General features: G+C 52.8%; 9 protein-coding genes, 2 tRNA genes and 1 pseudogene. 3 read left to right on the forward strand and 9 right to left on the reverse strand.

What is annotated here, in order from left to right:
- Positions 1-190: hypothetical protein (locus KQI64_RS00425; RefSeq protein ID WP_216522810.1), on the forward strand; the 190-nt coding region annotated here is incomplete at its 5' end.
- 56 nt (positions 191-246) lie between these two features.
- Here KQI64_RS00425 and KQI64_RS00430 read toward each other — a convergent pair.
- The 3 genes from KQI64_RS00430 to KQI64_RS00440 all read right to left on the reverse strand — a co-directional run bounded on the left by KQI64_RS00430 (position 247) and on the right by KQI64_RS00440 (position 1494).
- Positions 247-323, reverse strand: a tRNA-Val gene (locus KQI64_RS00430).
- A gap of 203 nt (positions 324-526) precedes the next feature.
- A tRNA-Pro gene (locus KQI64_RS00435) sits at positions 527-602 on the reverse strand.
- Between the two features lie 235 nt (positions 603-837).
- Positions 838-1494, reverse strand: a complete 657-nt coding sequence (locus KQI64_RS00440; protein WP_216522811.1) for an HAD family hydrolase — start codon at positions 1492-1494, stop codon at positions 838-840.
- A 119-nt stretch (positions 1495-1613) separates the two neighbouring features.
- On the opposite strand from KQI64_RS00440, the gene KQI64_RS00445 reads away from it, so the two are divergent.
- Positions 1614-3248 carry an O-antigen ligase family protein gene (locus tag KQI64_RS00445; RefSeq protein WP_216522812.1) on the forward strand — a complete coding sequence of 545 codons (1635 nt, stop codon included), beginning with the start codon at positions 1614-1616 and terminating at the stop codon, positions 3246-3248.
- A gap of 89 nt (positions 3249-3337) precedes the next feature.
- Here KQI64_RS00445 and nrdG read toward each other — a convergent pair whose 3' ends face one another.
- From nrdG to KQI64_RS00475, 6 genes are all read right to left on the reverse strand, one after another.
- The gene (nrdG, locus tag KQI64_RS00450; RefSeq protein WP_216522813.1) at positions 3338-3874 is read right to left on the reverse strand and encodes an anaerobic ribonucleoside-triphosphate reductase activating protein; all 537 of its coding nucleotides are present in this window, start codon (positions 3872-3874) and stop codon (positions 3338-3340) included.
- Between the two features lie 4 nt (positions 3875-3878).
- Complete coding sequence (gene nrdD, locus KQI64_RS00455) at positions 3879-6074, reverse strand: anaerobic ribonucleoside-triphosphate reductase (protein WP_216522814.1); 2196 nt, start codon at positions 6072-6074, stop codon at positions 3879-3881.
- A 415-nt stretch (positions 6075-6489) separates the two neighbouring features.
- Positions 6490-7116, reverse strand: coding sequence for an epoxyqueuosine reductase QueH (locus KQI64_RS00460; RefSeq protein ID WP_216522815.1), 627 nt, complete (start codon positions 7114-7116; stop codon positions 6490-6492).
- Positions 7113-7766, reverse strand: a complete 654-nt coding sequence (locus KQI64_RS00465; protein WP_216522816.1) for an HAD family hydrolase — start codon at positions 7764-7766, stop codon at positions 7113-7115. Before KQI64_RS00465 ends, KQI64_RS00460 begins: the two co-directional genes overlap by 4 nt.
- Entirely contained in the window at positions 7763-8359 is a 597-nt protein-coding gene (locus tag KQI64_RS00470) for a cyclase family protein (protein ID WP_216522817.1), read from the reverse strand. The genes KQI64_RS00465 and KQI64_RS00470 overlap by 4 nt, the downstream gene beginning before the upstream one ends.
- 153 nt (positions 8360-8512) lie before the next feature.
- The gene (locus tag KQI64_RS00475) at positions 8513-11425 is read right to left on the reverse strand and encodes a pullulanase X25 domain-containing protein (RefSeq protein WP_216522818.1); all 2913 of its coding nucleotides are present in this window, start codon (positions 11423-11425) and stop codon (positions 8513-8515) included.
- Between the two features lie 254 nt (positions 11426-11679).
- Here KQI64_RS00475 and KQI64_RS00480 point away from each other — a divergent pair.
- A pseudogene (locus KQI64_RS00480) lies at positions 11680-11879 on the forward strand (glycine--tRNA ligase); the annotation flags it as partial.

Here is an 11879-nt window from a genome sequence, read left to right on the forward strand (position 1 = left end):
AAAGAGCCAACCGCTTATTTCTAAACGATTGGCTCTGAAAAAGAAAAACGCAGACATTTTACTTATCTGTCTGCGTAATGTGTGTGGGTTATTCAGTTGTTATTCGGAAGTTCGGGTCTGTCAGGAAAGGGAAAACATCGGTTTTACATCCATGTTTCGTGACAAAAATTTTCACGCCCCTGAGACGTGAAAAACCCCGATAGAATCGGGGTTTTTCGGGGATATATCTTTTTTGCATATCCTTTATGGTGGAGAATGCTGGACTCGAACCAGTGACCTCTTGCATGTCAAGCAAGCGCTCTAACCTGCTGAGCTAATCCTCCGTATTTGGTCGGAGTGAAGGGCGTTTCATCTTGCGAAAAGTTCATCTCGCTTGCTGCGGCGTATTCATAGCTAAAAGTTCATCAACTCTCTCGCTAAAAACGTCACACCGTGACGTTTTCTTAACGCTCGCCTTCAATTCCCTTCATCCGTTGCTTGTTGAAGATATTTCTTAAAGACATTTTGGAAATGTCTTTAAGAAATATGGTCGGAGTGAAGGGACTTGAACCCCCGACATCCTGGTCCCAAACCAGGCGCGCTACCAGCTGCGCTACACCCCGAAAGAAATGCTAATCTTCCGCTGTTGTGGTCAGTTATGTGGTCAAAGCCAATTCCCGACATCATTTTCCGCGGGCGGGAAACCCCGGAAAGCAAGGTGTTATGCGGCGTTTAGCGGTTTTGAAATCTGTCCTGACACAAAATGCGTACACGCTCCCAAACAAAAAACGCTGTAGAAGCTGCCGCTGTACCGTGACAGCTTCTTCATTATACACGATTACAGCGGCTTTGTCAACATTAATCGAGCAAACTTATCTTTTTATACAGCTCGCCGGCGCTGTCGATACAAATCTTCGGGTTGTACCTCCCGGCGTCCTCTTTGCTGCGGAAGCCCCAGCCGTAGAGTGCGGCGGCAAAATCCATTCCCGCCTCCTGAGCGGCAAGCGCGTCAACGTAGCTGTCGCCTATGAAAATACTGTCCTCGGGCGCGACGTCAAGCTCCTTGCAGACCTTGAGAATCATCTCGCCTTTTGTCATATCGACATCGACTTTTGTCGCGCAGACCTCGTCGAAAAGCTCGCCGATCGTCTTGTAAACGCCGAGCATGTTGTTGATGAATTTTTCGTTTTTCTGGGTGACGATTGCAAGCTTGCAGCCGCTGTTGCGCAGCATGCGCAGCGAGTCCTCGATTCCGTCGTAAATCAGGAACATCTCCTCGCCCTTGATCGAATAGAGCTTGCTGTAATTGTTCATCGCGTACTCGATCTCGTCCTCCTTCATGCCGTAAAGGCTCATGAAGCCCTGCTCAAGAGATACTCCGATCACGCCGTAAAGCTCGTCGTGGTGGACGGGAGTATAGCCCATCGCGTTCGCCGTGGTGTTCATGCAGTAAAGAATACCCGGTGAAGTGTCGGCGATAGTGCCGTCGTAGCCAATAATAATCAGTTTTTTCATATTATCACCTGCCCTATTTAATTGTAGCACGAAAATATCGGAATTACAATAGTTTTTGATTGACATTACAGCCGCCGCGGTATAAAATATTTTTGTATTCCAACAGAAAGGTTTTACTTATGAAGCATACAAGACAAGCACGTGCGGAGAAACCCTCCGCTACTCTTTTGAACATGGTGCCGACGCTCTTTCTTTTTCTGATGTTCGCGGTTTTTCCGCTGTTCGTCGGCATCTACGCGGACGGACAGTTCCCGTTTATCCACTTTGACGACGGATTCTTCAATATCCGCCACGACAAGTTTTATTTCTTCGTGACGATGTCGCTGCTTGCAGTGGTCGCCGAGGTCATGATTCTTGTGACGAAGTCCTCTCCCGAGGCAAAAGACCGCAGGCTCGGCGAGCTGTTCGCGCCGCTGAGCTTTACCGACTGGTCGGCTGTCGCGCTGTTACTCAGCTGCACGCTGTCGACGCTGTTTTCTCCGTACCCGTCGCTTGCGTTCTGGGGCGAGATAAACGAGGGCGGAGTGTCCGCGGGAAGAAACAACGGACTGTTCCTGATACTCGTCTACGTTCTGCTCTACTTCGCGCTCACGCGGTTCTTCCGTTTCAGCGAGAACATTTTCACGGCGCTTGCGGTGTCATGCTCGCTGGTGTACCTGCTGACGGTGCTCAACGGCTACTACCTCGACCCGATGAATATGCTCGAGCAGTTCAAGACCTCGCAGCCGGGCGTGTACATGGAATTTTTCTCGACGATCGGCAACAAGAATATGCTCGCGAGCTTCATCTGCGTGACGCTGCCTGCAAGCGTAGTGATGGCTGTGCTGACCGAGACGCTGTGGCGCAGGGCGGTGTATCTGCTCGCGTCGGGACTTGGCATGATGGCGATGATAATCGGCGACAGCGACTCGGCGATGCTCGGCACGGCGGTGTTTATCGCGGTATTCCTCGTTGTATTTGTCCGCGACGTGACGCGTCTCAAGCGTTTCTTCCTGACTCTGTCAGTGATGCTCGCGTCGGTGGGTCTGCTCAGACTCTTCTCGGCGGCTATGAACGACAACTACAAGGAGCTCGGCGCGATTCCGAAGGCAATGCTGTTCTCAGGCTACGTATATATCCTGCTCGCGGTCTGCGCGGTAATTACCGCAGCGCTCTATCTAGTTGACGGCAAAAAGCCCGGAATCAGGCTGCCGAAGGCAGTACCCGTCGCGCTCGGAGTGCTGTTCGGACTCGCGGCGCTGTCGGGCTTGGGCATTTTCCTCTGGTTCAGCGTGATCGACAAGGAAACCGAGCTGGGCGAAATGGAAAAGCTCCTGCGCATGAACGACGCGTGGGGTACTCACAGAGGAATAATGTGGCTGCGCTCGTTCGACATCTTTGCGGCGGCAAACCCGTGGCAGAAGCTGTTCGGCACAGGTCCCGATACATTCTATTTCGCTTTTGAGCCGTACTTCAAGCAATTGGAGGAATACGGCAACAACTCGACCGACGCGGCTCACAACGAGTACATAAACTACCTTATCACGATCGGAATCGCGGGACTTGGCTCATACCTCGCGTTCGTCGGCGGCGCGCTTGTGCGCGGCTTTAAGTCGGCGAAGAATAATCCTGCAGTACTCTGCTGCGCGGCGGCGGTTGTAGCCTATCTCGCGCAGGCGACGGTCAATATCGCGCTGCCGATCTCAACTCCGCTGTTCATCGTTTTTGTTTCGCTATGCGAGGCGTTCGCGAGAAACGCAGCGAAAAATGAATAACAGATTAATCTATCAATCTACCAACTATCAACTACCAACTACTAACTACCAACTAAAAAACAGAGGCGCTGACGCCTCTGTTTTTTTATCTATATTCTTCCGCTTTTGGGCTGATACGGCACAACCTCGCCTGCCTGCAGCGACTTGGGCACGTCGATAATCCGCTGGTTCGACGAGCCGCGGAACTGCAGCGTAATGCTGTAGAGCTCCTGTACAAACTCGCCGTCGACCAGAATATCAATAAGGCCGAGCATCTCGTCGGTGTGCTCGCAGCGGGCGCGGCTCTCGCCGAGCAGATCCCTGTCGTAGAGATAGCCCGTGTAGCACCAGATCTTCTTTTTTGGGTAACGCTCCTTCACGCGCCTGAGAAACGGCAGCAGCGCCGCCTGATTCTGCGGCTCGAAGGGTTCGCCGCCGAGCAGCGAGAGACCGTCTATATAGTCCGGCTCAAGCTCGCGCAGAAGCAGTTCCTCTGTTTCTTCGGTAAAGGACTTGCCGTAGTTAAAATCCCACGTTTCCTTATTGAAGCAGTTTTTGCAGTGGTGGGTACAGCCCGACACGAACAGCGAGACGCGCACGCCTTCGCCGTTTGCGATGTCAAAATTCTTAATTTCTCCGTAGTTCATGGCATTACAGGTGGAGCACTCTCTCCTGAATCTCCTGGGTTCTGCCCTGGTTCCAGAACTGTGTGCCGATGTAGCCGCAGGTACGGCGCGCAACGTTCATCTTGTCCTGGTCGCGGTTGTGACAGTTCGGACACTCCCAGAGCAGCTTGCCGTCCTCCTCGACGATTGCGATCTCTCCGTCGTAGCCGCAGACCTGGCAGTAGTCGCTCTTGGTGTTGAGCTCGGCGTACATGATGTTCTCGTAGATGAACTGCATGACCCTGAGCACGGCGGGAATGTTGTCCTGCATGTTGGGAACCTCGACGTAGCTGATCGCGCCGCCGGGCGACAGAGCCTGGAACTCGGACTCAAGCTTGAGTTTATCGAACGCGTTGATGTCCTCGGTAACGTGGACATGGTAGCTGTTGGTGATATAGTTGCGGTCGGTCACGCCCTTGATGATGCCGAAGCGCTTTTGCAGGCACTTGGCGAACTTGTAGGTCGTGCTCTCGAGCGGCGTGCCGTAGATGCTGTAGTCGATGTTCTCCTCAGCCTTCCACTTAGCGCAGGCGGCGTTGAGGGCCTTCATGATCTCAAGACCCAGCTCCTTGCCTTCATCCTCGGTGAGCTTCTTGCCGATGAGGGAGTAAACGCACTCCCACAGACCCGCGTAGCCGAGAGAAATTGTGGAATAGCCTCCGTAGAGCAGCTTGTCGATGGTCTCGCCCTTCTTGAGACGAGCCAATGCGCCGTACTGCCAAAGGATCGGAGCCGCGTCGGAAAGCGTGCCCTTGAGTCTCTCGTGGCGAGCCTGCAGAGCTCTGTGACAAAGCTCCATGCGCTCGTCAAAGATCTTCCAGAACTTATCCATATCGCGGTTCGCGCTGAGTCCGATATCGACGAGGTTAACGGTGACAACACCCTGGTTGAATCTGCCGTAATACTTGTGCTTGCCCTCGACGTAGTTGCCGGCGTTAGCGATATTGCCTACGCCCGCGTCGGTGAAGCGGTCAGGAGTGAGGAACGAGCGGCAGCCCATGCAGGTGTAGACGTCGCCCTTGAGCTCGAGCATGACCTTCTCGGAGATATAGTCGGGAACCATGCGCTTTGCGGTACACTTGGCGGCGAGCTCGGTGAGGTACCAATACTTGCTGCCCTCGGTAACGTTGTCCTCCTCGAGAACGTAAATGAGCTTGGGGAACGCGGGAGTGATCCATACGCCCGCCTCGTTCTTTACGCCCTGATAGCGCTGCTTGAGAGTCTCCTCGATGATGAGAGCGAGATCAGCCTTCTGCTGCTCGTTCTCAGCCTCATTGAGGTACATATATACGGTGACAAACGGAGCCTGACCGTTTGTGGTGAGCAGTGTCACGACCTGGTACTGAATGGTCTGAACGCCGCGGTTTACCTCCTTGCGGAGTCTTTCCTCGACGATCTGGTGAATCTTATCCTCGCTGATCTCAACGCCCATCTCCTCGATCTCGGCGAGGGTCTCCCTGCGGATCTTCTCTCTGGAGATCTGAACGAAGGGAGCGAGGTGAGTGAGACTGATGCTCTGACCGCCGTACTGGTTGCTCGCGACCTGAGCGATGATCTGGGTCGCGATGTTGCAGGCGGTTGAGAAGCTGTGGGGCTTCTCGATGAGAGTGTCGCTGATAACGGTGCCGTTCTGGAGCATATCCTCGAGGTTTACGAGGTCGCAGTTGTGCATATGCTGGGCGAAATAGTCGGAGTCGTGGAAGTGGATAAGACCCTGCTTATCAGCCTCGACAATGTCGGGAGAGAGAAGCATTCTGCGGGTCAGATCGCGGCTGACCTCGCCCGCCATATAGTCGCGCTGAACACTGTTGACGGTGGGATTCTTGTTGGAATTCTCCTGCTTGACCTCCTCGTTGTTGCACTCGATCAGCGAGAGAATGCGGTTGTCGGTGGTGTTCGCCTTGCGGACGAGCGAACGGTTGTAGCGGTAGCGGACGTAGCGTCTGGCAAGCTCGAACGCGCCCTTTGCCATGAGCTGATCCTCAACCATGTCCTGTATCTCCTCAACGGAGACGGCGCGCTTGATTTTGTTGCACTTGTACTCAACGTAGTCGGCTATGTCGGCAATCTGCTCCTCGGTGAGGAACGGACTGTCGGCGGAATTGTTCGCCTTGCGGACGGCATTGATAATTTTTTCAATGTTGAACGTCTCTTCGGAGCCGTTTCTCTTGATTATTTTCATGAATTACCCTTCCTCTTTCTGTTAATTTCAAATCTATAACGATCAATCGAATTGCTGTCTGTTCATCAGCGTGCAGGATTAATTATACATCAATATTTCGGAAAAAGCAAGGGGTTGACAAAGAAAAAAACACAACATCTTGTATTCTAATAAAGAATTATACCCATTATCTTGCGGTGCCTGTAACTCTGTGTCAAGTTTTTAACACAGTCGGGAAACGGCTTGTTCAAGCGGTTTTCGGCGTTTTCTAAAAGGAATAAACTGCAACATCCGCACAGCCGTTCCTACAAATTATTACATGTCAAGTTACAATATTGGAATTTTTAGATACTATATCTTGTGGGAGATTCGGTGATAGACCGAGAACTCAATCAATATATAGGGGCAGCGGACAAAACAAAAGACCTGAAAGGCGTCAGCCATTCAAGTCCCGGTTATTTTTTGAAAACACGCAGCCGCAGTAGTTCTGGCGGTAAAGGTCGTATTCCCGCGAGAGCACGATCGAGCGCTTGTAGCCCTCGCGTTTCTTGAAATCCGACGGAAGCCACGCAACGCCGTATTTCTCACCCATCTCAAAGCCGATCTCGTTGAGCAGAGCGGCGTTTTTGAGCGGACTGATCGTCAGAGTGGTGGTGAAGCAGTCCATGCCAAGCTCCTTCGCCTTCCTCGCGGAAGCCTCAAGGCGCAGGCGGAAGCATTTTTCACAGCGTTTTCCGCCCTCGGGCTCGCGTTCAAGACCCTGAACCGCGTCAAAAAACTCCCGCGGGTCGTAGACGCTCTCCGTGATGCTCACGGGATTTTTGAATTCGCGCAGCGAGATGTAGCGTTCCTCCTCGCTCAGGCGGAAGCGGTACTCCGACTCAGGCGAGATATTCGGATTGTAGTAATAGACCGTAATATCGAAGTGCTCCGAAAGGTACTCCAGACAGTAGCTCGAGCACGGCGCGCAGCAGACGTGAAGCAGCAGCTCAGGTGTGACGCCGTCGGTCCGGTTTTGTTCGATAATGCGGTCAAGCTCCTTTTGGTAGTTTATCTTGTTCATAGGCTCAGAATATACTCCGCTAATTCATCAGCGGTATCCGCGACATACGGCGCGCCTGCATTGAGCAGCTCCTCACGTCCGCGAAAACCCCAGGATACGCCAGCCATTTTCACTCCGCTGTTTTTTGCGGTGAACACGTCGACGTCGCTGTCGCCCACATATACGCACTCGTCAAGCGAGATCCCGTGCAGAGCGAGCATAGCGTGAAGCGCTTCGGGGTCGGGCTTGCATTTGTACTGCGGCTTCTGACCCCACGCCTCGAGAAAGCTGTGTCCGGGGTAGAGCTTTTCCATGATCTGAGGAACGAACTCGTCGGGCTTGTTTGAGAGAACGGCGGTGTGGATTCCGCTGTCACTCAGCCTTTTGAGCATATCCGCGCAGCCGTCGTAAGCGGCGGTGTTGTCGTTGCAGTGCAGGCGGTACTCTCTGTCGAAGGTGCCAATCACCGCTTCAAACAGCTCCTCGGTGCAGCCCTCGCCGATCGCGCGGCGAATGAGCATTTCCCTGCCGTTGCCGACAAATTTATTGTATTTTCCGATCGGGTGCTCGGGCAGACACGCCTTTTTCAGACCCTTGTTGACGCTGAGCGCGAGGTCTGTGAGCGAATCGACTAGAGTCCCGTCGAGGTCAAAAACAGCAAGCTTTATCATCGGTTCAGTCCCTTCTCCATCTCAAAAAGAATCGCGCGGCACGGAGCTGCCTCAAGTCCGCCGAGCTTGATCGGAAAGGCGCAGAGGTCGTACTCGCCCGCCTTTATCGCTTCGAGGTTGAGGTTCTCGAGAATCGCTATTCCTGCCCGCGCGAGGGTGCGGTGTGTGTTCGCCTCGTCAAAGGACGGCGCTATGGAATCCGCGTCGGTGCCGACGAGCACAACCTTGCTGTCGGCGAGGACTATCGCGGCGGAGTAGGACAGAAACGTCTTGCCGCAGCCGCGGAAAAGCACTCTGCGCTTGCAGTACGGCAAAAGGCGCTCCATATCCGCGCCAGTGAGGATACCTTCGACGCTGATGACGGTGCACTTGCCGTAAAATGTATTGAGACGGAGCATGTCGATCGACTGTCCGTCCTCGCTGAAATGGAGCGGAGCGTCGATGTGGGTGCCCGTATGAGTCGTCATGCGGATACAGCTCAGGTTGCAGTCGTCAAGATTCTCAAGGCTGCTGAGCTGCTCGACCTGCGGCTCGGGATCGCCCTCATAGACGGGCGTCGTCAGCGCGTCGCGCGAAATATCGTGAATAATCATCTTCCACTCCCCTTTTCTTTCCTGTCTTTTGATTATATCACAATAGAAAGCGGTTTGCAATCACAAATGCAAACCGCCTTTCTTTTACGCAGGCGCAAAAAAGCCTCCCGATCGCTCGGGAGGCTGATTTGCTAAAATGTTTTGCTGAAAATATTATTCAAAAACTACGGGCTGACCGGTTCTGCCGGTGCCGTTCTTGAACTCAGCAACAAACTTCTGGATGCAGGTAGCGTCGAGAACAGAGATTCTGCCGTCAGCGTTTACATCTGCAAGTGCCGCGTTGAAGTTATCTGTGGTGGGAAGATCGATGCTGTACTTCTGAACATAGGTAGCGTCAACAGCTGTGATATCGCCGGAGCCGTCAACATCGCCCCAGAGTACGGGGATCTCTCTGTTGATGAAGATTGTGTAGGTAGCGCCGCCCTTCTTAACGGTATCCCAATTGGAGATATCGAGCTGAATGGTTACGTCGCAGGTCTCGTCCTCAGACTCTACGTTGAAGAGGATGTTGTCGGAATTGTACTGAGCGGGGTTAACCTCGTTGAGCTTAGCCTCGGTCTCCTTAACAAGACCCCAGTTCATATCCCAGCCGCCGTTAGCAGCGAACTTGAACTGATAATCAGTGTTGGTGTCGCAATCCTCGAAGGTGATCTCATAAACGCCGGGTTTAACCTCGGTCATCTGGTTGTCAGCAGCATCGGGATCCCAAACAATACCGTTGAGGAAGTTGCCCTGGCCTGCGCCGACAGCAGTGATCTTGGAGATGTTGTATACGGGCGGAACAACGCCGTCGCCGGTTACATTGATTTCGCCTGTCTCGGGATTGTAGGTTACGGTTACGTCGCAGTCAGAGCTGAGCATGAAGTCATAGTTGAGGTCGGTGTTGTCCATGCCGTGCCATACAGCGTTCTCGGGATCGCCGCCTACGAACTGAACGACCTTGACCTGATAGAGAGCGCCTACTGCGGACTCAACATTGGGAACTACAGCGGTGTAGATGCCGTCCTCACCCTTGGTCATAACGTTGGACTCGGGATCGGGGCTCCAGCCGTTAGCTACGAAGTTGGAGGAACCTGCGAGTACGAATACGTCCTCAGCAACGGGCTCGGTAGTGGGCTCAGCTGTTGTGGGCTCAACTGTGGTGGGCTCAGCAGTTGTGGGCTCAACAGTTGTAGGCTCAACAGTTGTGGGCTCTGCGGTGGTGGGTTCTTCCTTGGAAATGGTGATTGTGTAGGTAGCGCCGCCCTTCTTAACGGTATCCCAGTTGGAGATATCGAGCTGGAGGGTTACGTCGCAGGTCTCGTCCTCAGACTCTACGTTGAAGAGGATGTTGTCGGAATTGTACTGAGCGGGGTTAGCCTCGTTGAGCTTAGCCTCGGTCTCCTTAACAAGACCCCAGTTCATATCCCAGCCGCCGTTAGCAGCGAACTTGAACTGATAATCAGTGTTGGTGTCGCAATCCTCGAATTTGATCTCATAAACGCCGGGTTTAACCTCGGTCATCTGGTTGTCAGCAGCGTCGGGATCCCAAACAATACCGTTGAGGAAGTTGCCCTGGCCTGCGCCGACAGCAGTGATCTTGGAGATGTTGTATACGGGCGGAACAACGCCGTCGCCGGTTACATTGATTTCGCCTGTCTCGGGATTGTAGGTTACGGTTACGTCGCAGTCAGAGCTGAGCATGAAGTCATAGTTGAGGTCGGTGTTGTCCATGCCGTGCCATACAGCGTTCTCGGGATCGCCGCCTACGAACTGTACGACCTTGGTCTGATAGAGAGCGCCTTCCTCAGCAACTACATCGGGAACTACAGCAGTGTAAATGCCGTCCTCACCCTTGGTCATAACGTTGGACTCGGGATCGGGGCTCCAGCCGGTGGAAACAAAGTTAGCGGAACCTGCGAGTACGAATACGTCCTCAGCGGGCTTGGGCTCTGTGGTGGGCTCTGCGGTTGTGGGCTCAACGGTTGTAGGCTCAGCAGTGGTGGGCTCTACGGTTGTGGGCTCTACGGTTGTAGGCTCTGCAGTTGTGGGCTCTACGGTTGTGGGCTCAGCAGTGGTGGGCTCTTCCTCGGGGAGACCGAGAACCTTGCGGACTTCCTTGGGGGAAGCGAGCTTCTTGTGCTCAACGTCCATGTTGAGCTTTTCCTTGTCGTAACGGATGAAGTCAACGGGGCAGCCGTTGTCAACGTCGGTCTTGTCGGGGTTAGCCGGCTCGATTGTGCCGCCGTTGATGATGTCAGCGTTGTCCTTCATGTACTGGTCGTAAACTTCCTGAGGAGTAACGCCGAGACTTTCCATAATCTTCTCGTTGCTTTCAAGCTGGAAGTAACCAACGTTAATGAAATTAGTCAGATAATCCTTGAGAGCGTTGGAGAGCATCTGAGCCTTGGGCTGGTTCTCCGGGAACTGACCCGCGGCAAACTTACCTGTGGAGAGGATGTTAGCCTTTGTTACGAGATCGCTGTTGTTCTTCCAGTGAGCAAAGTAGTCTTTCTTTGCGGAGTTAGCAGCATTTTCTCTGGTCTTGATGGGATCGTCAAGTACGACTGTGTCGCCAATGCATCTTGCAGCCATGTTGACGTCAGCAGTCTGGTAGCCGTTGTTGGCTGTGGTGGAGAAGAGTACGCCGTAATCCTTGCCGGCCTCGGTCTCCATGTAGCGGTAGTAGTAGAGCTTTTTCTTCTTGCCGGTCTCAGGATCGATCTCTCCTGAGTAGTGGTTGACATTCATCTCACTGTTGATGTTGTACTGCACCGTCTTGCCTGTGCCTGTCCAGGTGCACTGACCGGGCTTGGTTTCCCAACCGGGATCAAAGAACTCTTTTTCATTGCCGTAAACTGTGTAGGGGTTGCAGTAAACAGGCAATGTGTTGTTGAGCTTGTTGATCTTGACATTACTCCAGTCGCCCCATGTGCCGTCGGGGAACTCAAAGTAAATGATCTGGTCGCCGACAGCCTCACACTCTTCCTTTGTCGGTCTCGGAAGAGCGCTTGCGGTAACGGAGAACGCAGACGCCGCCATTAACGCCGCAAGAACGCCGCTAACGAGCTTGATGGACTTTTTCATTGTGTTTTTCCTCCTTTTAAATTAACTCATATTTCTGAGTAAATACATTATAGCTTAATTTAATCAAATTTACAAGGGTTTTTCATGAAAATTATGACGAAATTTTAATTTTTTGTGAAACGCAAGTGAACAAAACGCTCATATTTTCGGCATTTTGCCCGCCCTCCTGATGAAAGAAAACTCGCACTTGACAAAACACTCCTTATTCTGTAAAATTTATAAGTACATATGCTTATGAAAAGAGGCTATCAATAATGGAAAACACCAAAAAGACCATGGAAAAAATCGTGGCTCTCTGCAAGGGCAGAGGCTTTGTTTACCCCGGCTCCGAGATCTACGGCGGCCTTGCCAATACCTGGGACTACGGCCCTCTGGGTATGGCGCTCAAGAACAACATCAAGGCGGCGTGGCTCAAGAAGTTCGTTCAGGAGAACAAGTACAACGTCGGTCTTGA

It is taken from the genome of Lachnoclostridium sp. MSJ-17 (assembly GCF_018918205.1).
Classification (GTDB): Bacteria; Bacillota; Clostridia; order Oscillospirales; family Acutalibacteraceae; genus Ruminococcoides.